Origin of the sequence: Streptomyces eurythermus (assembly GCF_014649115.1) — a bacterium.
Taxonomy (GTDB): domain Bacteria; phylum Actinomycetota; class Actinomycetes; order Streptomycetales; family Streptomycetaceae; genus Streptomyces; species Streptomyces eurythermus.
In genome coordinates this window covers 1-23,090 of the sequence record NZ_BMSK01000022.1, presented here as the reverse complement: position 1 = coordinate 23,090, position 23,090 = coordinate 1, and the positions used below count along the sequence as shown (strand labels likewise).

Annotated in this window: 16 protein-coding genes; 6 read left to right on the top strand and 10 right to left on the bottom strand. The window is 72.3% G+C overall.

The features are described from left to right. Positions 1–27: 27 nt before the first annotated feature. Positions 28–1,404 (top strand): cupin domain-containing protein, encoded by a 1,377-nt coding sequence (locus IE251_RS33145; RefSeq protein WP_189756647.1) that lies wholly within the window; start codon positions 28–30, stop codon positions 1,402–1,404. 4 nt (positions 1,405–1,408) lie between these two features. Next, complete coding sequence (locus IE251_RS33140; RefSeq protein WP_189756646.1) at positions 1,409–1,966, top strand: GNAT family N-acetyltransferase; 558 nt, start codon at positions 1,409–1,411, stop codon at positions 1,964–1,966. Here IE251_RS33140 and IE251_RS33135 read toward each other — a convergent pair. The 9 genes from IE251_RS33135 to IE251_RS33095 all read right to left on the bottom strand — a co-directional run bounded on the left by IE251_RS33135 (position 1,899) and on the right by IE251_RS33095 (position 14,328). Further along, complete coding sequence (locus tag IE251_RS33135; RefSeq protein ID WP_189756645.1) at positions 1,899–3,191, bottom strand: MFS transporter; 1,293 nt, start codon at positions 3,189–3,191, stop codon at positions 1,899–1,901. The two genes, IE251_RS33140 and IE251_RS33135, sit on opposite strands and share 68 nt — an antisense overlap. A 57-nt stretch (positions 3,192–3,248) precedes the next feature. Continuing rightward, positions 3,249–4,031 (bottom strand): TfuA-like protein, encoded by a 783-nt coding sequence (locus tag IE251_RS33130; RefSeq protein WP_189756644.1) that lies wholly within the window; start codon positions 4,029–4,031, stop codon positions 3,249–3,251. Further along, positions 4,003–5,259, bottom strand: a complete 1,257-nt coding sequence (locus IE251_RS33125) for a YcaO-like family protein (RefSeq protein ID WP_189756643.1) — start codon at positions 5,257–5,259, stop codon at positions 4,003–4,005. Before IE251_RS33125 ends, IE251_RS33130 begins: the two co-directional genes overlap by 29 nt. Beyond that, positions 5,252–8,419 carry a carbamoyltransferase C-terminal domain-containing protein gene (locus IE251_RS33120; protein WP_189756642.1) on the bottom strand — a complete coding sequence of 1,056 codons (3,168 nt, stop codon included), beginning with the start codon at positions 8,417–8,419 and terminating at the stop codon, positions 5,252–5,254. The genes IE251_RS33125 and IE251_RS33120 overlap by 8 nt, the downstream gene beginning before the upstream one ends. Further along, entirely contained in the window at positions 8,416–9,315 is a 900-nt protein-coding gene (locus IE251_RS33115; RefSeq protein ID WP_189756641.1) for a multinuclear nonheme iron-dependent oxidase, read from the bottom strand. The genes IE251_RS33120 and IE251_RS33115 overlap by 4 nt, the downstream gene beginning before the upstream one ends. An 11-nt stretch (positions 9,316–9,326) precedes the next feature. Beyond that, positions 9,327–10,076, bottom strand: a complete 750-nt coding sequence (locus IE251_RS33110) for a hypothetical protein (protein WP_189756640.1) — start codon at positions 10,074–10,076, stop codon at positions 9,327–9,329. Between the two features lie 78 nt (positions 10,077–10,154). Further along, a complete protein-coding gene (locus IE251_RS33105; protein ID WP_030791666.1) occupies positions 10,155–10,340 on the bottom strand; it encodes a hypothetical protein in 186 nt (61 codons plus the stop codon). A gap of 257 nt (positions 10,341–10,597) precedes the next feature. Next, positions 10,598–12,481 carry an ABC transporter ATP-binding protein gene (locus tag IE251_RS33100; RefSeq protein WP_189756639.1) on the bottom strand — a complete coding sequence of 628 codons (1,884 nt, stop codon included), beginning with the start codon at positions 12,479–12,481 and terminating at the stop codon, positions 10,598–10,600. After that, positions 12,478–14,328 carry an ABC transporter ATP-binding protein gene (locus tag IE251_RS33095; RefSeq protein ID WP_189756638.1) on the bottom strand — a complete coding sequence of 617 codons (1,851 nt, stop codon included), beginning with the start codon at positions 14,326–14,328 and terminating at the stop codon, positions 12,478–12,480. Before IE251_RS33095 ends, IE251_RS33100 begins: the two co-directional genes overlap by 4 nt. 380 nt (positions 14,329–14,708) lie before the next feature. Here IE251_RS33095 and IE251_RS33090 point away from each other — a divergent pair, with 380 nt between their 5' ends. The 3 genes from IE251_RS33090 to IE251_RS33080 all read left to right on the top strand — a co-directional run bounded on the left by IE251_RS33090 (position 14,709) and on the right by IE251_RS33080 (position 19,267). Next, on the top strand, positions 14,709–16,766 hold the full coding sequence (locus IE251_RS33090; protein ID WP_189756637.1) for a M4 family metallopeptidase: 2,058 nt from the start codon (positions 14,709–14,711) through the stop codon (positions 16,764–16,766). Positions 16,767–17,018: 252 nt separating this feature from the next. Further along, a complete protein-coding gene (locus IE251_RS33085; protein WP_189756636.1) occupies positions 17,019–18,671 on the top strand; it encodes a M4 family metallopeptidase in 1,653 nt (550 codons plus the stop codon). Between the two features lie 74 nt (positions 18,672–18,745). Then, entirely contained in the window at positions 18,746–19,267 is a 522-nt protein-coding gene (locus IE251_RS33080; protein ID WP_189756635.1) for a DUF1990 domain-containing protein, read from the top strand. 66 nt (positions 19,268–19,333) lie between these two features. Here the strand turns inward: IE251_RS33080 and IE251_RS33075 are convergent, their stop codons facing one another. Then, positions 19,334–21,952 carry a glycosyltransferase family 1 protein gene (locus tag IE251_RS33075; RefSeq protein WP_189756634.1) on the bottom strand — a complete coding sequence of 873 codons (2,619 nt, stop codon included), beginning with the start codon at positions 21,950–21,952 and terminating at the stop codon, positions 19,334–19,336. 332 nt (positions 21,953–22,284) lie between these two features. On the opposite strand from IE251_RS33075, the gene IE251_RS33070 reads away from it, so the two are divergent. Beyond that, positions 22,285–23,090, top strand: an 806-nt coding sequence (locus tag IE251_RS33070) for a maltotransferase domain-containing protein (RefSeq protein ID WP_189756633.1), incomplete at its 3' end; no start/stop codon positions are given.

Below are 23,090 nucleotides of genomic sequence, written 5' to 3'. Positions count from 1 at the left end.
CGTACGGCACCGAGGTACGGTTACCGCGTGGTCAACAGCGATCGAAACATGCCTGGGATCGAGATCATCAACACCGCGGCACTGCGCCGGGAAAAGGATCCTTTGGTCCCGATTTCCGGGGACTCGGGGTCGGTTGACGAGATCGCGCGCATGCTGCCGGTCGACACGGCGGGACTCCGCCGCTGCACCGGTGATGAGAAAGCCTTCATCGCCGATGTCTGGGGAAAACGCGTCCGTCTCACGACCGGCGGAATACCGGCCGACGATCTCATCAGCGTGCGTGACATCGACCGGATGCTCACCAGCCAGCCGCTGCTGCGCGCCGATATGATCCGCCTTGTGCGGCAGGGGGAAATTCTGCCGCGCAAGGCGTATCTCCGGTCGATGCGGGAGATTTATCCGCGCCCCGTCGACCACGAGATGACGGAGAACGAGCATCTCTTCGAGATGCTGACGCGGGGCGTCGCGAGCGCGGCGGAGGTCACCGCCGCCGTGCGCGCGGGCGCGACCCTGATTCTTCAGTCGGCACACTGGTACCACCCGCCGCTGACCGAGTTCTGCCGTTCCCTCGAACTCGCCCTGGGGCGGCGGTGCCGGGCGAACATCTATCTCACGCCGGTGTCGTCCCAGGGGTTCGGGCTGCACTCCGATCCGCATGACGTCTTCGTGCTCCAGGCGTTCGGCGAGAAGCAGTGGCACGTCGGCGCGACGCCGTGGGAACGGCGGCACGGCATCGCGGACACCGCCCCCGACGAGACCGAGGAACTGCTGCTGCGCCCCGGTGACGTGCTGTATCTCCCGAAGGGCACGCCGCACCGGGCACAGACCCTGAGCGCCCGGTCGGGACATGTCACCATCAGCGTCGAGTCCAATTCCTGGCGCGAGGTCCTGCGCACCACGCTGACCCAGCTCGTCGAGGACAGCCTCCCCGCGGAGCTGCTGGACGCCGAGCTGCCCGCCGGCTGGCCGCACGACGGCGGTGTGCTCGACGAGGCGGCCGGGCGGTTCCTGGCCGAGGTCCGGGCGGCCCTCGCGGAGCAGGAGCCCGAGCAGGTGCGCTCCGCCCATCTGCGCACCTTCCTGACCCAGCTCACGGACAGGATTCCCGGCGCTTTCGAGACGGACTCCGCTCTCGGCATTCTCGGCGTGCTGGACACGACACCGCTGCGGCGGCGGAAGACGGTGCCGTGCGCGCTCTTCTCGCAGCCGGCGACCCGGCGCCTGTACGCGGTCCTCGGCCGCCGCAGTGTCGCCATGCCGGAAAGCCACGAGAAAGCCATGCGGTTTATCGCGGGGCGCACGGAGTTCACGCCCGAGGAACTTTCCGCCGAGTTGGGCGAGCGGGAGCGGCTGGAACTCTGCCAAGCCCTCGTCGATGCCCATCTATTGTACACGCTAGAGTGACCGGATGATCATTCCTGACGAAGTGCTGCCCGGCGGGATCCGGTTGCGGCTCGTTTCCCTCGGCGACGCGGAGGCACTGTATTCCGCGTATGCCGCGAACCGGGATCATCTGGCTCCGTGGGAACCCCGTCGCCCCGACAGCTTCTTCACGGTCGAAGGTCAGGCCGAACGCATCCGTGAGCAATTGAGGCAGTTCACGGAACAGCGTGCGGTGCCCTGGGTTTTCGAGAGCCACGGCGCCATCATCGGCACGATCACCCTCTCGGGAATGGCGTTCGGGCCTTTCTGCAGCGCCTATCTGGGTTATTGGGTGGCCGCCGACCAGCAGAACCGGGGGCTGGCCAGTGCGGGGGTGGCGAGCGTCTGCCGCGCGGCCCGCGCCATCGGCCTGCACCGCATCGAGGCCACCACGCTCCTCGACAACGCGCCGTCACAACGCGTGCTGAGCAAAAACGGTTTCGAGCCGATCGGCATGGCCCCCCGTTATCTGCACATCAATGGGGAATGGCGAGATCACCGTCTTTTCCAGAGGATTCTGCACGACGGTCCGCCGTCGGGCTGACGCCCGCCGAGGGTCCCGGGACGGCCCGCCGGGCCACGGTGTGCGCGCCCAGCCCGGCGGCCAGGAAGAGCAGCGCGAGGGCCGTCCAGCCGGCCGAGCCCGCGGCCACCACCCCGCCGGCGATCAGGGACGGTCCGACCATCCCTTCCGCGGTCGGACCGAGGCTGTACGCGGCGGCGTAGTTGCCGCGCTCGGCCTCGGGCGACAGTGCGAACTGAAGCCCCCAGCCGCCCGAGGAGTGCCAGATCTCGCCCAGCGTGTGCAGGACGACGGATGCCACCATGAGCGCCGCGGCGAGGGCGGACGGTGTCCAGGACGCCACGATCAGCGTCCCGCACATCAGGGCGAACGACAGCCCCGCCCGGCGCATGTGACGGCCGGCCCCCGGCACCGTCTCGGCTCCCCGGCTCAGCAGGACCTGGAGCGAGATCGCGATCACGGTGTTGACCGCGATCAGCAGCGGAGCCACGGCCTCGGGCGCCTCGGTGGCCCGGGTCACCCACAGCGGCATGCCGATCACCAGCACCGAGAGGTTCAGCTGGAGCACACCGTTGCAGCAGGTCAGCACGAGGAACTTGAGGTTCCTCAGGGGTGCGAGGGGCGAGTGCCGCTCGCCCCTTCGCCGCCCGCCGCCCACATTGCGCACGGTCGTCATCAGCACGGCGGCGACGAAGAACGACAGCCCGTCGCCCAGCAGCAGCATCCGGTAGCCCGCGTCCGTCCCGCTGCCCACGGCCACCGCCGCCAGCAGGGCGCCCACCAGGAAGCCGGTGTTCTTCAGCACCTGCACCCGGGCCATGACGCCGACGCGCTCGGCGTCGCCGAACGCGGAGCCCACGTACGCCTGGAGGGCCGGCATTCCGGCGTGCTCCGCGAGCCCCAGCAGCACCAGCACGGCGAGGAACTGCCAGAAGGAGTGCACGAAGGCCAGCGCACAGCACCACACCCCGCGCCACACGTGCAGCACGATCAGGGCGTGCCGCGGGCCGATCCGGTCGACCAGGAGGCCGTTGGGAAGGGTCGCGGCCAGCGCGACGATCCCCAGCACGGAGAGCCCGATGCCGATCTGCCCGGCGGACAGCCCGGCCACCCGCGAGTAGAACAGCGTCGCACCGGCCAGGAACAGGCCGCCGCCGGTCGCGTCGATCGCGACAGTGGTCAGCAGCCTCCGCTCGGCCGGCCCGGTGGTGCGGATCCCGAGCCGGCGGGCGATGGTCGTCAGCATCCCTGGTGGTTCCCTTCGTGGCCCGCGGGGCGGGCCCGCCGCGGGGCGGGCCCTGCCTCACAGGCAGGTTTCGTGTGCCTCGGAGACGCAGGTGGGGCAGAACAGCACGCCCGCGGCGAGAGGTTCCTGACAGGCCGGGCAGCGGCGGCCCTCCGCGGCCTGGTCGCCGAGCCAGTCACGCGCCAGCACCGCGCGCAGGGCCGCGTCGGCGTCGCGCACCTTGGGATGCAGCCGGGGTTCCCGGCCGAGCCGGAGGATGGCGGAGAGCACCGTGGGGGTGATCCCCAGGTCGCTCCACGCCGCCCGGCAGGCCGTCCAGGACCGCTCGGTCCAGTGGATGTCCTCGGCGGCACGGGCGAGTTCGGTCCGCCGGGCGGGGGCGAGCAGGCCCGCCTCGACGGCCGCCGCGAGCACGGCCCGCACGTGGACCGTGGAGACGGTCAGTTCGCGGTGGCCGTCGTCGGGATCGAGGGCGACGGCGACATCGGCGTCGGACGTCAGGGTGCCCAGCCGGTACAGGGTGAAGATGTCTCCGATGCCTATCGCGCCGAGCGGCCACAGGTCCGCCGCCCGCAGGGCTCCCATGCTGGAACAGCCCACCAGGGTCCAGCCGGCGTCCATCAGCTGCCGGCACTCGGTCGGCGTCACGGCCATCGTCCCGCCGAACAGGCCGTCGACGAGGACGACGGTGCCGGGCTTCTCGTCGAGCAGCGGCAGCAGGTCGCCGCGGCGGACGGGGGGCCGCAGGTCCACCGCCGCCAGCAGGGCGGGGTCCAGCGAGCGTACCGACGCCGCGCCGAAGACGACGGGCCTAGGCCTGGACGGGCTGATGGGCCACACGATGGCTCCTGAGGGGTTCTACGACGGAGTCGACCATGCCGGGCACCACCACATGGGCGACGGGCAGGCCGAGTTCCGCGATGGTCAAGTCGGTGTGCACGACCCGGTCGTAGCCGCCGGCCTCCAGCGCGGCGGCCACGTGCCGCAGCGCGGCGCGCGTCGACCGCGGCGGCGGGTCGGGCAGCGTACGGAAGTCCGTGACGCCCTCCGCCCTGGCCCGTATGGCGCGGTGCAGGAACGCCGACCGCTGGGCGGCGGGGTCCGCGCGGTAAACGTCGGCGACCCGGTCGAGGTCCTCCCGGCTGCCCTGGATCGCGGTGGCACGGGCCTGGGCGGCCTCGGTCAGAGCCCGGCGCAGGGCGACGCCCGCGTTGGGGTGGGCGCCGAATCCGGAGACCGCCAGGTGGGCCTGGTGGGCGCCCGGGTCGGAGAGGAACACCGCGAAGGTGGGCAGCACGGTGGTGTGGGTCAGGTCGACCACGACGGTGTCGATCTCGGCCTTGGCGTACTTGAGCAGCAGCTCCGACTCGGCGGGGCCGGTGATCGTGTCGAGCGGGACCAGCCGGCCCGGCCCGCCGTGGAGGTAGCGGGAGGTGGCATCCCGCTCCACGACCTCGTAGAGGGCGTGCAGCACCGCCTCGCTCAGGGTGGCGCCGGACGCCAGGCCCGTGGTGCTCGGGCGCACCGGCCGCAGGCAGCCGGGCGGTGCCGTGTACGGGAAGATCACCTCGGCGGCGGGCACCAGCACGGCACTCCCGTCCCCGCTGTCCCGGCCCTCGATCCACTCCAGCGGCTGGTCGTCGGGCAGCTCGGCGAGGCCCAGGTCGGGGGCGCCCAGATGGGGCCGGCCCATGGCCCGCAGCTCGGCCGGGGCGGCCGTCAGGACGGGCCGGGCGAGGGAGCCGCAGTGCCGTTCCAGCGCCTCGAACAGTGCCGAGGCGAGGGCCTCGTCGGGCGCGTTGCCCTTGCCCTGGCAGAGGGTGATCTGGCCGGTGCGGGCGTTCGGCCGGGTGACGCTGAAGACGGGGATGCCGACGACGTCGAGCGGGGTGAGGTCCGCGACCCGGCTGATGCCGAGCCGGTGGCGCAGCGGCCAGACGCGGGCGATGGCCTCGGCGGCCGGCACCGACCGGTGGGAGGTGCCGCACGGCAGCATGGCGGGGTCGTCGGTCATGGTCTCCAGCCACGCCAGGGCGTGCGCGGCAGGGCCGTTGTCCAGGTCAGTCATGCGGTGTCTCCCGGGTGACCACCAGCAGGCAGCGGGCGCGGAGCGCGGTCAGGAACGCCAGCGCCGTGTCGGTGCTGGTCTGCGTGCCCTCGAGGCAGTTCGGCAGGTAGGCGCCGAGGGGCCGGCCGGGCCCGGCCTGGGACAAGGCGGTGAAGGCCCACACCGGCAGTTCGAGGCCGCCCGGTTCGGCGCCGCCGGTGATCCGCAGCCGGCTGCCCTCGGCGTCCTGCTCCCACCCCAGCCGTACGCCGGGGGCGAGGACGATCCGGGAGCGCAGGGAGAGCGGCGCCTCGTGCTCGGGGGCACGGCGGACCAGCCGGTCGCCGAGCACCATGGCGCTCAGCCGGGTGCCCAGCAGCATGTCGAGGGCCTGGCCGGGGGTCTCGATCATGGGCTCGCCGCGGCGGTTCAGCGAGGTGTTCACGAGGACGGGGAAGCCGGTGCGTTCACCGACGAGGTGCAGCAGCTCGTGGATGCGCGGGTTGGCCGTCCGCGAGACCGTCTGCACGCGGGCCGTGCCGTCGACGTGGGTGACGGCCGCGAGCCGCTCGCGGTACTTCTCCCGGACCGGGACCACCCGCAGCATGTGCGGCGACGGCTCGTCGAGGTCGAAGTACTCGGCGGCGACCTCCTCGGGCACGATCGGCGCCAGCGGGCGGAAGTCCTCCCGGAACTTGATGTGCGCGTTGATGAAGTCCCAGGTGTCCCGGCTCCTGGCGTCGGCGAGGACCGACCGGTGCCCCAGCGCGCGGGGCCCGAACTCCGAGCCGCCCTGGAACCAGCCGATGACCTCGCCCGCGGCGATCCGGTCCGCGACGGCTTCCGCCGACAGCGGTTCCACGACCACCCGGTCACCGACCAGCCGGATGGCCGCGTCGTGGTCGTCCTGGGTGTAGGGATGGCCCAGGTAGTCGTTGAACTCGCCTCGTTCACGCCGGGTGGAGCCGGTGAGCCGGAAGTGCGCGGCGGCCGCGGCGCCCAGCGAGACCCCGGCGTCGCTCGCCGCCGGGAACACGAAGAGGTGGTCGGCACCGCTCTCACGGGCGATGCGGTCGTTGGCCACGGAGTTGAGCGCGATGCCTCCCGCGTAGGCGAGGTTGCCGCAGCCGGGCACCAGCGACATGGCGTACCGCATGCGGGCCACCAGTGCCTCCTCGAGGTCGGCCTGGATCCGGGCCGCGAGGTCGGCATGGTCCAGCGGGCGGCCGGAGCCGGGGGCGCGGTAGGCGTCCTTCCAGTCGTCGCGGAAGCGGGGCAGGCCGTCGGGGCCCGGCTCCAGGAAGCTCGGCCCCGCGTTGCCGGGTTTGCCCCAGGGCGCGAGGCCCATCAGCTTGCCGCTGCCCTCTTGCCAGTCGCCGAAGACATACTGGCTCACGGCCGCGTAGGTCTCGCCGATCGAGGAGGAGCCGACGCGGACGTTGAAGGAGTCGGCGTACTCGCGGAACAGCAGCCGGTAGCCGTCGCGGTCGAAGTGGTAGACGGAGAAGACGTGGACGCGGGGCAGCCGGTCCTCGGTCTTCCGGTCCAGGTACGCGCGCAGTCCGGGGCCGTCGACCAGGAGGTCGTCGGCGCCGAGCACGGAGCCGCCGGAGCCGTCGCAGACGGCGACCACCGCCTCCTCGAACGGGGAGCCCCAGAACGCGGAGAAGGCGTGGGCGAGGTGGTGCGAGACGTAGACGGCGCGCTCGTCGAACGGGTCGAAGAGGTCGAACGCCTGCGCGGCGGACGGCACCGAGAGCCCCACGTAACCCGGCAGCAGCGGCTGCGCGTTGAAGGCGAACACGTCCACGTCGTCGGCGCGCAGGCCGGCCGAGGTGAGGCAGTAGTCGGCCGCCGCCCGGGAGGCGAGGTGGCCGGCGCCGTCGTGCTTGCGGCGGGTGACCCGCTCCTGTTGCACGGCGACCTGGGGGGTGCCGTCGCGCAGAAGGCAGGCGGAGGCGTCGTGGCTGGCCGACAGGCCGAGGATGACGGGACGGTCCGCGCGGGTCCGCTCGGCGCGCCGGGCCGCCGGGGCGGTGCCGGCGGGCTGGTCGGCACGCTCCTCGGTCTCTTCCACGGCGCCGGCACGCTCCTCGGTCTCCTCGACGGTGTCGGCACCGCCGACGGACACGAAGGCGGTGGCCGCTTCGGGGCATTCGACGGTGATCACCATCTCGCCCTCCGCGCCGGGCGGGACGTCGAGCACCAGCCATCCGGTGCCGGTGGCCCGCCGGCTGGTGCCGGCGCCCGCCACGGACACCGACAGTCCGGCGGCACGCGGCAGCCACAGCGGCGCGCCGTCCCCGCTGACGGTCTCCTCCGCCCCGGCGGTGACGACCGCGATCCGCACGGCGGTGCCATCGGTGCGGGCCCGCAGCCGCGTGACCGCCCGGGACAGGCGGAGGCAGGACGGCCCGGGGCCGCCGGCGGTCAGCCGCCGCGTCAGCGGCGCGTCCGCCACCGCTCCGCCCGGCCCGGCCGAGGCCAGCAGCGCGGCGCGCAGCGCCGCCGAGGGGACAGCGCGCCCGTCACGGCCCAGCAGGCCGGCCAGCCCGGCGGCGAGACCGGCGACGACGCCGACGGCGGCCGAGGTGCCGCGCATCGGATCGGGCCCGGCCGAGGAGCGGGTGGCGTACAGGGTGTCGGGGACCAGCAGCTGCGGCTTGCGGCCCACGCCGTCGGTGCCGCAGTACGCCGCCGGTCCGCCGTCGCCGGAGCCGACGCCGACGGCCAGCACCGAGGGGCAGGAGGCCGGGAACCTGAGCCGTCCCGGCCCGTCGTGCCCGGCGGCCGCGACGAACAGCGGCATGGCCGGGTCCCGGGCCACCTCCTCGAAGGCGCGCCGGACCCCGAGCCGTTCGGCGTCGGGCTCCGGTGACGACCACGGCATGGCCACGATGTCCCAGCCGCCGTCCGCCGTGACCATGGCGCGCAGATCGGCGGCGAGGGTACGGGACTTCAGGTGCGCGGCCGTGGCGTAGCCCAGCTCCGCCCGGCCGGCCAGCTGCCGGCACAGCTCGGCGACCCGTTCGGTGTGCGGGTCGGCCGGGGCGTCAGCGGGCGCGGGGGTGCCGTCGGACACGACCAGTATCCGTACGCCCGCCCCGAGTCCGGCGGTGCGGTCCGGTTCCGGGGTCAGCGCGCTCCACGGCGGCGTCGCGGGCCCGTTCGCGTCCGTCATGCGGTACCTGCCGTGGCCAGGTCGGAGGGGCGGGCGATGGTCGGCGTCCAGTCGGCCTCGGCCAGCAGGCCCTCGATGCGCTCGAAGTCGCTGTCCAGTTCCTCGGCGCCCAGGCCCACCCCGATCTCGTAGGTGACGGCGCGCAACCGGGGCGCGTTCGCGACCGCTTCCTGGAGCAGGTCGATGACGGCGGGCGTCACGGCGTGGCTGTGGGTGTCCAGGTACCGGTTGTCGAAGGTCGGGTCGATGTAGCCGCCCGCCACATGGATCTCCACCACCCTCTCCAGGGGCAGCGACCGCAGGACGTCCTCGTAGGACCGCCGTACGGCGACGGCGTACGAGAAGACGTGGGCGACGTCCAGCAGCAGGTCGCAGTCGGCGCCGTCGGTGACGCGGTGGAAGAACTCGCCGAGGCTCATGCGGCCGGCCGCGAGGGTGCAGGAGGGGATCTCCGGCACGAACGGGTAGCGGCTCACCTCGCGCATGCGGCGGATGCCGTCGACGACGTGGTCGGCGACCTCGCGTTCGAAGAGCGGAGGGGTGAAGTACGGCAGCGGGTACGGGCCGATCGACCACAGGCCGATGTCCTCGCACGTCCAGACGGCGCCCAGGACGTCGCTCACCGCTTCGAGGCGGGTGAACAGCTCCAGATTCGGGCCGCCGGGCGCGGCGGGGGCCACTCCCGGCAGGTGGTGCACCACGGGCAGGTCCCCGGCGCACTCGTCCATGAAGGTCCGCGCGTCGGCGGCGCTGGGCAGGGAGACACAGGACAGGTGGCTGAGCCGGCCGGCGTACTTGGCGCACAGGTCGGGCATCTTCTGCGGGTAGTTGTCCCGGTACTGCCAGTCGAGTCCGAAGCCGAGCCTGCCGACGGAGTTCGTCTTCTCGTTCGTCATGCGCACCTGCTTCAGAGCGGAAGGGCCGCGGCGGAGACCTTGCGGCCGGGGAAGGCGGCGACCACGATCTGATACTCGCCGGGTTCGCCGAGGGCGTCGGGTTCCAGGGATCGCGGCAGCCTTCCGCGGTCGTCCACCAGGCGCCATGCCGAGGGGAACGACTCGGCCTGGAGGGCGCCCGGGACGTCCGGGGGGACCAGGCCGCCGTCGTCCCAGGGGGAGAAGGCGGCCTTCGTCAGGTCCATGCCTTCGCCGGGGATGCCGGTGGTGCAGGCGCAGACGTCCTCGGGGGGCGCGATCAGTTCGGGGGCGGAGAAGCGGCTCACGAGGCCGAACAGATGGAAGACGTCGGCAAGCAGCCGGGACCGTTCCGCCACCGCCTCGTGGGCGAACAGGCAGAAGTTCTCGAAAAGGGTGCGGCCGGCGCTCTGCCAGAAAGCGTCGGAATCCGCGTAGGCGTCGACGAGCGGAGTGATGGTCTCCTTGTCGAGGCACTCCCACAGAGGCGGGCAGGTGCGTTGCAGATGGCGCTTCAAATTACGCAGACGAGCCGCTCGCTCCACCGAGAGCGCATGGAAATCGACGGTCGCGAGAACGGACAGCGTCGTTTCGCACACTTTCCCGGAAGGGTCCTTCAGTGCGTCGGCGACCAGGTCCGCGGAGCTTTTCGAGTACAGCAGGCGGAGCAGCAACTCTGTGCGGGCTTCTCTGTCGTCGCGCAACAGGAGTCTCTGCGTCACGCCGGGGGAAAGGGTGCGCAAGGAGTTACCGCCGTTCGGTCGAGGGTGTCCTACGGAGCAACCGGCCGGACCCCGGTCGGGACCCGGCCGGACCTGGTGTTACTCCTGCCACTCCTTGTTGGAGTTGACCGACGCCAGGGCGATGTCGTCGTTGCCGCGGAACTCGGCGCGCAGCGGGCTGACGAACTCGTTGGCGTGGGTCGTGGCGAGGTGCCGGATGACAGCCGAGCGCAGGGCCTTGTCGCTGTCGATGGCGGACAGAACCGCAGCGGTGTTGTCGGACATGAACCTCTCCCTTTCGCAGAAATGACCGACGGCATTTCCGCCGGTCGACCAGCTCTGGGACGGCTAACCGCGAGTGACCGGGTATCGGCACTCCGTCAGCGCAGCATTAGGCGACCATGGAACGAAGTCGATCTTCAAGATCGGTGCACGCAGAAAGCATGTGACGTATCTCACCTTGCGAAATCGACTCGGCGCACCTGAAATTCGAAGCGGGCCGTCGGTCGTGAAAGGCCCGCGTCCGTCCCCGTGCCGGCCGGTCAGGCCAGGCTGTCCCGCCACGCCCGGTGGAGGTCCGCGAACCGGCCCGTGCCCGCGATGAGTTCGTCCGGGGCGCCGTCCTCGACGATCCGGCCGCCCTCCATCACCAGGACCCGGTCCGCGATCTCCACGGTGGACAGCCGGTGGGCGATGACCACGGCGGTACGGCCCCGCAGCACCGTCGCCATCGCCCGCTGCACCGCCCGCTCCCCCGGCACGTCCAGCGAACTGGTCGCCTCGTCCAGGATCAGCACCGCCGGGTCGGCGAGCAACGCCCGCGCGAAGGCGACCAGCTGGCGCTGCCCGGCGGAGATGCGGCCGCCGCGCTTGCGGACGTCGGTGTCGTAGCCGTCGGGCAGCGCGCTGATGAACTCGTGCGCGCCGATGGCCTTCGCCGCCCGCTCGATCTCCTCCCGGCCGGCGTCGGGCCGGCCGAGGGCGATGTTGTCGGCGACCGTGCCGGAGAACAGGAACGCCTCCTGAGTCACCATCACCACCCCGCGCCGCAGTTCGGCCGTGGACAGCTCGCGCAGGTCCACGCCGTCCAGCAGCACCCGCCCGGCGGAGGGGTCGTAGAACCGGGCGAGCAGCTTGGCCAGCGTGGACTTGCCCGCGCCGGTGGAGCCGACGACGGCGACCGTCTGTCCGGCGGGCAGGGTGAGGTCGAAGCGGGGCAGCACCTCGCCGCCGGTGCGGTAGCCGAACCGGACCCCGTCGAACACCACCTCACGCCCCGGGAAGTCGCGTTGGGTAGACGGGAGTCGGCGCGGCACGTCCGGTTCGGGCACGGTCGGCTCCTGGGCCAGCAGCCCGGCGATCTTCTCCAGGGACGCGGCGGCCGACTGGTAGGAGTTCAGGAACATACCGAGCCGGTCGATCGGGTCGTACAGCCGGCGCAGATACAGCACCGCCGCCGCCAGCACACCCAGCTCCAGCGAGCCGGCGGCCACCCGGTGGGCGCCCCACAGCACGATCGCCGCGACCGCCGTGTTGGCCACCAGCCGGGAGCCGACCACATAGCGGGCCATCTCCAGCAGCGCGTCCCCGTTCGTGCGCTCGTGCCGGGCGTTCAGGATCGCGAACTCGGCGTCGTTCGCGGTCTCCCGGCGGAAGGCGCGCACCGGGCGGATGCCGTTCATCGTCTCCGTGAACTTCACGATCACCGCCGCCATCGCCGTGGACTTGGCGCCGTACACCCGCCCGGCGCGCCGCCGGTAGAGCCGGACGAGCAGGTACAGCGGCCCGAAGGACGCCACCGCGACCGCGCCGAGGCCGAGGTCCAGCCAGAGCAGCAGGGCCGAGACGGAGATGAAGGACAGGATGACGGTCACCAGTTCCTGGAGCCCCTCGTCGAGGAGTTCGCGCAGCGACTCCACGTCCGTGGTGGCCCGGGAGATCAGCCGGCCCGAGGTGTACCGCTCGTGGAAGTCGATGCCGAGCGCCTGCGCGTGCCGGAAGATCCGGCCCCTGAGGTCCAGCAGCACGTCCTGGCTGACCCGCGCGGAGACCTGGATGAACGCGAACTGCAAAGCCCCCGAGGCGAGGGCGCACAGCAGATAGCCGGCGGCGACCGCGATCAGCGGGCCGTCACGGTCGTTCCGGAACGCCGGTACGGCGGTGTCGATGGCGTACGCCACCAGCAGCGGCCCCGCCTGCACCGCCGCCTGCTGGAGCAGCAGCAGGAGGGTGGTGAGCGCGACCCGGGCCTTCATGGGCGCGAGCAGCGAACGCAGCAGGGCGGCGGTGGCGCCGGGCGGGGTGGGCAGGACGTCCCGGTCGAAGGCGTCGTCCTTGCCGCCCGCGCCGCCGCTTCCGTCCACGTCCCGGGAGCGGTCGGGGTCGTCGTCGGCGACGGCGGGGGTGGAAGCGGACGTGGTGGTCATCGGGACTCCTCCCGTCGCCCGGACATCAGATGGGCGTACTCGGCGTTGTCGCGCAGCAGTTGCCGGTGGGTGCCGACGGCCGCGATCCGGCCGCCCGAGAGCAGGGCGACCCGGTCGGCGAGCAGCACCGTGGACGGGCGGTGGGCGACGATCAGCGCGGTGGTGTCGGCGAGGACCTGCCGCAGCGCGGCCTCCACGGCGGCCTCGGTGTGCACGTCCAGGGCGGACAGCGGGTCGTCCAGCACGAGGAACTCCGGCCGGCCGACCACCGCGCGGGCCAGCGCGAGCCGCTGGCGCTGGCCGCCGGACAGGCTGAGTCCCTGCTCGCCCACGCGGGTGTCGGTGCCCTGCGGCAGCGCGTGCGCGAAGTCGGCGCGGGCGATGGCGAGGGCCCGGTCCAGTTCGGGTTTCCCGGCCCCGTCCGGGGCGCCCATGAGCACGTTCTCGCCGACGCTCGCCGAGAACAGGGTGGGTTCCTCGAAGGCCACGGCGACCCTGGAGCGCAGCTCCTCGCGGGGGATCTCCGCGATGTCCACGCCGTTCAGCGTGATCCGGCCGGAGGTGACCTCGTACAGGCGCGGGACGAGGGCGGTGAGCGTGGTCTTCCCACTGCCGGTGGCGCCGACGAGGGCCATGGACTCCCCGGCCCGTATGTGCAGGTCGACGCCGTCGAGGAGGGGCGGGGAGCCGGGGGGCGCGTCGGGATACCGGAACCGCACCCCCTCGAACCGGATCCCGGCCCCGGCCCCGGCCCGTACCTCGGCCCGGGGCACCGGGAGGGATCCGGAGGCGGTCGCGGCCCCGCTCACCCCTACGGCCCCCGGTGCCGTGCCCTCGCCGCTCCCCTCCGCCGCGTCCTCCGGTGCCTCGTCCATCACCTCGAAGTAGCGTTCCGTGGCCGTCGCCGCCTCCTGGGTCATGGCCAGCAGGAAGCCGATGGAGTCGACGGGCCAGCGCAGCGCGAGCGCCGTGCTGAGGAAGGCGACCAGCGTGCCCGCGGTCAGTTCGCCGTCGGCGACGCGGACCGCGCCGAGGACCAGGGCCGCCCCGATGGCCAGCTCGGGCAGCGCCACGATGACGCCCCAGATGGTGGCGAGCAGCCGCGCCTTGCGCAGTTCCGTGCCCCGCAGCCGGCCGGCGAGTTCCCGGAAGGCGCGCGCCTGGCTGCGGTGCCGGCCGAAGCCCTTGACGACGCGGATGCCGAGCACGCTCTCCTCGACCACCGTGGTCAGGTCCCCGACCTGGTCCTGGGCGCGCCGGGCCACCCGCGCGTACCGCCGTTCGAAGACCGCGCAGGTCCACATCACGGGGACGGCCGGACCGAGGATGACCAGGCCCAGCATCCAGTCCTGCACCAGCATGATGATCACGCCGACCAGGATCGTCACCCCGTTGACCAGCAGGAAGGTCAGCGGGAAGGCGAGGAACATGCGCAGCAGCATCAGGTCGGTGGTGCCGCGCGAGAGCAGCTGGCCGGACGCCCAGCGGTCGTGGAAGGCCACCGGCAGACGTTGCAGCCGGCGGTACAGACCCGCCCGCATCTCCGCCTCGACACGGGACAGCGGCCGGGCCACCAGCCAGCGCCGGATACCGAACAGGACCGCCTCGGCGATGCCGAGCAGCAGCAGGTAGAGCGCGCCGAGCCACACACCGGCCGGGTCGTGGCCGGCGACCGGCCCGTCCACCAGCCACTTCAGAACGAGCGGGATCACCAGCCCGGTGCAGGAGGCGACGACCGCGACGGCCGCCGCGGTGAACAGCCGGGCGCGCACGGGACGGACGTACGGCCACAGGCGCAGCAGGGTGCGTACGGCGGAACGGTCGGCGGTGGTACGTGTCGTGGACATCATCGCGAGCGTACGGACCGCCACCGGCGAGGCCCATCGAGTTTTGGCCGTACCTCACCGGGACAACGGCCCCGGGGCCGGGGCGCAGAAGGCCGTCGTCCGCGGAACACCGCACCCCAACAGTTCGCATACCGAACATGAACATCCGGTCAACGAACCATTTCCGGCCAAGTTTGTGATGCGCTCCTGACAGGCAGTGAGATCTCCTGCCACTCTTCCCAGGCCGACTCACAGCGACCCCACAGCCCACCCGTACGCGCGTGGGCCGGCCGAGCACCCGCACCTGGTTCCGCGTAACGCCCTGTTCTGCCCGGACGCCCCAACCCACCGTCCGGTCTCCCCCGGCCGCGCGACCCGCGGTCTCGCAGAAGGAGTCAGTGTTGAGAAGCAGTTCCTCTCGCGGACGCACCTCCCACACAGCACGACGCCGCACGGCGCACCGCCGCACCGCCTCCGTCGCCCTCGCCGGCGTCGCCGCCCTGATCGCCGCCGCCGTCCAGGCCGGTGCCGCCACCGCGGCCCCGCAGGCACCGCGGCCGGGCCAGGCGAACCCGGCGCACACGGCGGTCAAGCTGACCCCCTCGCAGCGCGCCGAACTGATCCGGAACGCCGACGCGGACCGGGCCGCCACCGCCCGCCGGCTCGGCCTGGGCGACCAGGAGAAGCTGGTCGTCAAGGACGTGGTCAAGGACGCCGACGGCACCCTGCACACCCGGTACGAGCGCACCTACGCGGGCCTGCCGGTGCTCGGCGGTGACCTGGTCGTGGCGACGGACTCCGCCGGCAAGACCATGGAGGTGGTGCGGGCCACCAACGCCACGCTGAAGGTCGCCGGCCTCACCCCGGCGGTGCCGAAGGCGGCCGCCGAGCGGCAGGCCGTGGGGCGGGCGAAGGCGCTCGGCGGGACGAAGCCGGCCGCGGACAGCGTCCGCCAGGTGATCTGGGCCGCGACCGGCAAGCCGGTGCTGGCGTACGAGACGGTGGTCGGCGGGCTCCAGGAGGACGGCACCCCGAACGAGCTGCACGTCATCAGCGACGCGGCCACCGGCGCGAAGCTCTACGAGTACCAGGGCGTCAAGAACGGCGTGGGCAACACCCAGTACAGCGGGCAGGTCACGCTGACCACGACCCAGTCGGGCACCACGTACACCCTCACCGACGGGGCGCGCGGCGGCCACAAGACGTACAACCTCAACCGCGGCACCTCCGGCACCGGCACGCTGTTCTCGCAGTCCTCGGACACCTGGGGCAACGGCACCAGCTCCAACGCGGCCACCGCGGGCGCGGACGCCCACTACGGCGCCGCGCTCACCTGGGACTTCTACAAGACCACCTTCGGCCGTACCGGCATCAAGAACAACGGCGTCGGCGCCTACTCCCGGGTCCACTACGGCAACGCGTACGTCAACGCGTTCTGGACCGACAGCTGCTTCTGCATGACCTACGGCGACGGCTCCGGCAACACCAAGCCGCTGACCTCGATCGACGTCGCCGGCCACGAGATGAGTCACGGCGTCACCTCGGCCACCGCGAACCTCAACTACAGCGGTGAGTCCGGCGGTCTGAACGAGGCCACCAGCGACATCATGGCCGCGGGCGTGGAGTTCTACGCGAACAACACAACCGACGTCGGGGACTACCTGGTCGGCGAGAAGATCGACATCAACGGCAACGGCACCCCGCTGCGCTACATGGACAAGCCGAGCAAGGACGGCGCGTCCAAGGACAACTGGTACTCGGGCATCGGCGGCGTGGACGTGCACTACTCGTCCGGCCCCGCGAACCACTTCTTCTACCTGCTGAGCGAGGGCAGCGGCGCCAAGGTCGTCAACGGCGTCAGCTACAACTCGCCGACCGCGGACGGCCTTCCGGTCACCGGCATCGGCCGGGACAAGGCGCTGCAGATCTGGTACCGGGCGCTGAGCACCAAGTGGACGTCCACCACCAACTACGCGGGCGCCCGCACCGGCACCCTCGCGGCGGCCGGCGAGCTGTACGGCACCACCAGCGCCGAGTACAAGGCGGTGCAGGACGCCTGGGCGGGCGTCGGGGTCGGGGCCCGCTCCGGCGGCGGTGGCGGGGGCGGCGGCACCTCGTACGAGAGCAGCACGCCGGTGTCGATCCCGGACGACGGTCCGGCGGTCACCTCGGACATCGCCGTCTCCGGCCGGACCGGGAACGCGCCGGGCAACCTCCAGGTGAGCGTGGACATCTCGCACACCTGGCGGGGTGACCTGGTGATCGATCTCGTCGGCCCGTCGGGCACCGCCTACCGGCTGAAGGACTACAGCTCCTCGGACTCGGGCGACGGCGTCAACGAGACCTACACGGTCAACGCGGCGGCGGAATCGGCCAACGGCACCTGGAAGCTGCGGGTACAGGATCAAGCCACCTACGACACGGGAACGATCAACGGCTGGAAGCTGACCTTCCCGTAAGCCGTAAGCCTCCAGACCCGAGTTGACGGCGCTGCCCGGGGGTCGGACCCCCTCGGGCGGCGCCGGTTAACACCGCCGAAACGTTCATCGGTTGGTCGATTTTCGGCCAACATCACTTCAGGGTCCTGACATGTACGCGCCCTTGATGTCACTCTCTCTCCACCCGCCGCAGCAGCACAGCAACTTCACAACGCCACACATGCCGGCCAGTAACCCCACACTGCCCGGTCTCCCCCACGAGAAGGAGCTTTCGTGAGCCCCCTCTACGCGCGTCACAAGCGCACCACGCTGGCCATCGCCACCGCTGTCGCCGCCGGAGCCCTGCTCTCCACCGGTCTGACCACCAGTGCGAGCGCGCAGACCCCGACCGGAGCCGCCGCCAAGCCCCTGGCCGCCGCCCCGACCGCGCTGTCCGCCGCGGCCCGCACCTCCCTGATCCAGCAGGCCCAGACCGACGCGGCCGACACCGCGCGGCACATAGGCCTCGGCGCCCAGGAGAAGCTGGTCGCCAAGGACGTGGTCAAGGACGCCGACGGCACCCTGCACACCCGCTACGAGCGCACCTACGCGGGCCTGCCGGTGCTCGGCGGCGACCTGATCGTCCACACGGCCGCGTCCGGCAAGACCCAGGGCGTCACCAAGGCCAACCCGGCGGCCCTGAAGCCGGCCACGCTCACGCCGCGGGTCACCGCCGCCAAGGCCGAACAGCAGGCGGTGTCCGCCGCCAAGACGCTCGGCTCCGCCAAGACCACCGCGGACGGCGCCCGCAAGGTGATCTGGGCCGGCTCCGGCAAGCCCGTCCTCGCCTACGAGACGGTCGTCGGCGGCTTCCAGGACGACGGCACCCCGAACCAGCTGCACGTCATCACCGACGCGGCCACCGGCAAGAAGCTCTTCGAGTACCAGGGCATCGAGAACGCGACCGGCAAGACGCTGTACTCCGGCACGGTCACCCTCAACTCCGTGCAGTCGGGCTCGACGTACCAGCTCACCGACAGCGCGCGGGGCAGCCACAAGACCTACAACCTGGCCCGCAAGACGTCCGGCACCGGCACCCTGGTCGCCAGCTCGACCAACGTCTTCGGCACCGGCACCGCCTCCACCTCCTCCTCGGACCAGACGGCGGCCGCCGACGCCGCCTACGGCGCGGGCGTGACGTGGGACTTCTACAAGAGCACCTTCGGCCGCAACGGCATCAAGAACAACGGTGTCGGCGCCTACTCCCGCGTGCACTACGGCAACGCGTACGTCAACGCGTTCTGGGACGACAGCTGCTTCTGCATGACGTACGGCGACGGCTCGGGCAACGCCGACCCGCTGACCTCGCTGGACGTGGCCGGCCACGAGATGAGCCACGGCGTCACCTCGAACACCGCGGGCCTCAACTACTCGGGTGAGTCCGGCGGCCTGAACGAGGCCACCAGCGACATCTTCGGCACGGGCGTGGAGTTCTTCGCCAACAACGCGTCCGACCCCGGTGACTACCTCATCGGCGAGAAGATCGACATCAACGGCGACGGCACCCCGCTGCGCTACATGGACAAGCCCAGCAAGGACGGCGGCTCGGCGGACTACTGGTCCTCCACGGTCGGCAACAAGGACGTCCACTACTCGTCCGGCGTCGCGAACCACTTCTTCTACCTCCTCGCGGAGGGCAGCGGTTCGAAGACGATCAACGGCGTCACCTACAACTCGCCGACGTACAACGGCGCCGCCGTCACCGGCATCGGCCGCGCCAAGGCGCTGCAGATCTGGTACAAGGCGCTGACCACGTACATGACGTCGACGACCAACTACAAGGCCGCCCGCACGGCGACCCTGAACGCGGCGTCCGCGCTGTACGGCTCCACCAGCACCGAGTACAAGGCGGTCGCGGCGGCCTGGGCCGCCGTCAACGTCAACTAGCACCTGCCCGACCGGCACAGCGGGGCGGCACCCGGGACCAGCGCGTCCCGGGTGCCGCCCTACTCTTGTGACCCATGTCCTCGGCGCCCTTCACCTACGAGCCGGTCGGCGTGACCCGCGACGACCCCTCCTTCTGCCCGCCCGGCTTCCGTCCCCTGTTCGTGCGCACCCGCCTCGGCGAGGGCCACGCGGTGTTCCGGCGGGCCGCCGAGGCGGTCCTGACCTGGGAGATGCACCGCGCGCTGGGCGTCGGCATCGACGCCACCGCCGACCGCGCGGCCCCCGGTGTCGACGTCACGGTCACCCTGGCCGGTGTCGTCAAGGCACCCTGCCGGATCATATGGACCACCGAGGAGACCCGCCGCGCCGGCTGGGCCTACGGCACCCTCGAGGGCCACCCCGAGTGCGGCGAGGAGGCCTTCGTGGTCGACCGCACCGGCGACGGCACGGTCTGGCTCACGGTGTCCGCCTTCAGCAGGCCGGCCAAGTGGTACGCGAAGGCGGGCGGTCCGGCCACCAGGGGCCTCCAGCACGCCTACGCCCGCCGCTGCGGCACAGTCCTCAAGCACCTGTGCGAAGACCAGCCGGAACCGTGATCCGGCCGCTGACGGCGTGAGCCGCGCGATCCCCGCCGGTCCGGCGCCCGCGTGCCCCGTCGCAGCTCACCGCAGCACCACCCCCGCTCCCTCCACCACCTCCTCCGACGGGATCGTCATCAGGCCCGTCTCCGCGGGGGAGGCCAGGAGGGGGTGGGTGGGGAGGATGCGGACCGTGTAGCCGTAGGGGCCGGTGCGGTCCAGGGACAGGGGCCCCTCGTAGAGCACGCGGCCCTCCAGGTCGGCGGTGCCGGCCGGCTTCAGCGGGACGACCGTGGCGTCCGTGATGCGGTCCTGTTCGTCCACCCGGCCCGACACCGCCTGGACCTCCACGTCGTCGGGGGCCAGCTCGCCGAGGGCCACCCGGACCCGCAGGCCCACCGTCGCCCCCAGTTCCGCCGTGGGCGTGGTCGCCGTCGTCTCCACGTGGTCCACGCTCACCCCGGGCCAGGCGGCCCGCACCCGGGCCTTCCAGCCGGCCAGGTCCCGGGCGGTGTCCGGGGTCAGCGCGCGGTGGGCCCGGGCGGCGGGGGCGTAGAGGCGGTCCACGTACTCGCGGACCATCCGGCCGGCCAGCACCTTCGGGCCGAGCAGGGAGAGGGTCCGGCGGACCATCTGGATCCAGCGGTCGGGCAGGCCCGCGCGTCCGCGTTCGTAGAAGCGGGGCGTGATCCGCTGTTCCAGGAGGTCGTACAGGGCGGCCGCTTCGATGTCGTCACGGTGGTCCGGGTCGGTGCCGGCGCCGTCCGCCGTCGGGATGGCCCAGCCGAAGTCCGGCTGGAACCACTCGTCCCACCAGCCGTCCAGCACCGAGAGGTTCAGGCAGCCGTTCAGGGCCGCCTTCATGCCCGACGTACCGCACGCCTCCAGCGGGCGCAGCGGGTTGTTCAGCCAGACGTCGCAGCCCGGGTAGAGCCGCTGCGCCATCGCCATGCCGTAGTCGGGGAGGAAGACGATGCGGTGGCGCACCCGTGGGTCGTCGGTGAACCGGACCAGCTCCTGCACCAGCCGCTTGCCGCCGTCGTCCGCCGGGTGTGCCTTGCCCGCGACCACGATCTGCACCGGACGGTCGGGGTGCAGGAGCAGCTCCGTCAGCCGGTCGCGGTCCCGCAGCATCAGCGTCAGCCGCTTGTACGACGGGACCCGGCGCGCGAAGCCGATCGTGAGCACGTCCGGGTCCAGGACGCCGTCGATCCACCCCAACTCGGCGTCCCCCGCCCCGCGTTGCCGCCACGACGTGCGCAGTCGCTCCCGTACCTCCAGCACCAGCCGTTCCCGCAGGGTGCGGCGCAGCTCCCAGATGTCCTGGTCCGGGATGTCCGCGACCGAGTCCCAGCGCTCGGAGCCGCCGACGCTCAGCGCGTCCTCGGCCCGCTGGGCGCCGACCTGCCGGGTGGCCATGCGCAGCACCTCCGGCGCCACCCAGGTCGGGGCGTGCACCCCGTTGGTCACCGAGGTGATCGGCACCTCCTCGGCGTCGAATCCCGGCCACAGGCCCGCGAACATCTCCCGGCTGACCTGGCCGTGCAGCAGCGAGACCCCGTTGGCGCGCTGGGCCAGCCGCAGCCCCATCACCGCCATGTTGAACAGGTTCGGCTCGCCCCCCGGGTAGGTCTCCCGGCCCAGCTCCAGCACCCGCCGCACGTCGATGCCGGGCAGTTCGGCGTCGGGGCCGAAGTGCCGGCCGACCAGGTCACGGTCGAAGCGGTCGATGCCGGCCGGGACCGGGGTGTGCGTGGTGAACACCGTGCCGGCCCGCACCGCCTCCAGGGCGGCGTCGAAGTCCAGCCCGTCCGCGCAGAGTTCGGCGATCCGTTCCAGGCCGAGGAACCCGGCGTGCCCCTCGTTGGTGTGGAACACCTCCGGCACCGGGTGCCCGGTGAGCCGGCAGTACGTCCGCACCGCCCGCACCCCTCCTATCCCGAGCAGCATCTCCTGGAGCAGCCGGTGTTCGCTGCCGCCGCCGTAGAGCCGGTCGGTGACCCCGCGTTCGCCGAGGTCGTTCTCCTCCACGTCCGAGTCGAGCAGCAGCAGCGGCACCCGGCCGACCTGTGCCAGCCAGATCCGGGCGCGCAGCTCCTTGTCGCCGGGCAGGGCGAGACGGACGTGCGCGGCGGTGCCGTCGGGCTCCTTCAGCTGGGTGAGCGGCAGTTCGTTGGGGTCGAGCACCGGGTAGTGCTCCTGCTGCCAGCCGTCCCGGGAGAGGGTCTGGCGGAAGTAGCCGTGCCGGTAGAGGAGTCCGACGCCGATCAGGGGGACGCCGAGGTCGCTGGCCGCCTTCAGGTGATCGCCGGCCAGGATGCCGAGGCCGCCGGAGTACTGCGGGAGGGCGGCCGTGATGCCGAACTCCGGGGAGAAGTAGGCGATGGCGGCGGGCAGGCCGTCCGCCTGCGCCTGGTACCAGCGTTCACCGGTCAGATAGTCGTCGAGGTCGTCGGCGACGGCGGTCAGGCGGCGCAGGAACCGCCGGTCACCGGCCAGTTCGGCCAGCCGGGCCGGGCGTACCCGGCCCAGCAGCCGCACCGGGTCGCCACCGGCCGCGGCCCAGGCCTCGGGGTCGACGGACTGGAACAGATCGCGCGTCTCCGCGTGCCAGGACCAGCGCAGATTGCGCGCGAGGTCGCTCAGTGGCCGCAGGGGGTCGGGGAGCACGGGACGGACGGTGAACCGACGGATCGCCTTCACATTCCACCTCGGGACGCGTCGCGGGGTGAGCCGCACGGAGCCGTGCGTCTCGTCGTCTCCTTCGACGGTAGTGGTTACCGCGCGGTCGGTGGGGACGTACCGGCCGGGGGTGTCGGTGCGTCAGGCGCCGGTCACCGGGCACCCGGAAACAAGGGGAACCGGTCTTGTGTGCGGACGTACGCATGAGTAGTTAACACAGTGCCGGATTGCCCACCCGAACCCAGGGGGAAGGCTCTTCGGTATCCACCCCACAGGCGTACCACAGCACACCGCAGGACCCACCTCCCCATGTCCATCCGCCCACACCCACGTTGCAGCGGACAGGAGCGGTCATGCCCGCCAGGCACCACTCGTCACCACCCCCGACCGACAGCAAGGCCAAGGCAGCAGGAAGGAAGCCGACGGGCGGGAGGGGCGGTACGCCTGCCCATGCGCCCACCCCCGAGAAACGATCCACCCCGGCGACCACGCCCGCCACCGCGGAACCGCCCGCCACGGGAGAACGGCCCGCCACCGGAGCACCACCGGCCACCGCCCTGGGCCGTATCCCCATCCTCGACGTACGCCCCGTGGTGCAACACGGCCGCAGGCCCGCCAAGGCCGTGACCGGGGAGTCCTTCGAGGTCACGGCGACCGTGTTCCGGGAGGGCCACGACGCCGTGGGCGCGAACGTCGTGCTGCGGGACCCGGCGGGCCGGCCCGGGCCCTGGACGCCGATGCGGGAACTCGCCCCGGGCACCGACCGCTGGGGTGCCACCGTCACGGCGGGCGATACGGGCCGCTGGACCTACACGGTGGAGGCGTGGTCGGACCCGCTCACCACCTGGCGCGAGCACGCCCGGATCAAGATCCCGGCCGGCATGGACACCGAACTGGTCCTCGCGGAGGGCGCGCGGCTGTACGAGCGGGCCGCCGCCGGGGTGCCGGAGGCGGAGCGCGGGACCGTCCTGGACGCGGTGGCGGCCCTGCGGGACCGCGACCGCCCGGCCGCCTGGCGGCTGGCGTCGGCGCTGGCCCCGGAGGTGACACAGGTGCTGGCCCGGTATCCGCTGCGGGAGCTGGTCACCGCCTCCGACGCGATGCCGTTGCTGGTGGAACGCGAACGCGCCCTGTACGGCTCCTGGTACGAGTTCTTCCC

What these genes read in the sequence shown, in the direction of transcription:
- IE251_RS33100 (WP_189756639.1), bottom strand. Translation starts at nt 12,481, where the DNA reads ATGACCACCACGTCCGCTTCCACCCCCGCCGTCGCCGACGACGACCCC.
- IE251_RS33135 (WP_189756645.1), bottom strand. Translation starts at nt 3,191, where the DNA reads ATGCTGACGACCATCGCCCGCCGGCTCGGGATCCGCACCACCGGGCCG.
- IE251_RS33140 (WP_189756646.1), top strand. Translation starts at nt 1,409, where the DNA reads ATGATCATTCCTGACGAAGTGCTGCCCGGCGGGATCCGGTTGCGGCTC.
- IE251_RS33080 (WP_189756635.1), top strand. Translation starts at nt 18,746, where the DNA reads ATGTCCTCGGCGCCCTTCACCTACGAGCCGGTCGGCGTGACCCGCGAC.
- IE251_RS33120 (WP_189756642.1), bottom strand. Translation starts at nt 8,419, where the DNA reads ATGACGGACGCGAACGGGCCCGCGACGCCGCCGTGGAGCGCGCTGACC.
- IE251_RS33125 (WP_189756643.1), bottom strand. Translation starts at nt 5,259, where the DNA reads ATGACTGACCTGGACAACGGCCCTGCCGCGCACGCCCTGGCGTGGCTG.
- IE251_RS33105 (WP_030791666.1), bottom strand. Translation starts at nt 10,340, where the DNA reads ATGTCCGACAACACCGCTGCGGTTCTGTCCGCCATCGACAGCGACAAG.
- IE251_RS33115 (WP_189756641.1), bottom strand. Translation starts at nt 9,315, where the DNA reads ATGACGAACGAGAAGACGAACTCCGTCGGCAGGCTCGGCTTCGGACTC.
- IE251_RS33095 (WP_189756638.1), bottom strand. Translation starts at nt 14,328, where the DNA reads ATGTCCACGACACGTACCACCGCCGACCGTTCCGCCGTACGCACCCTG.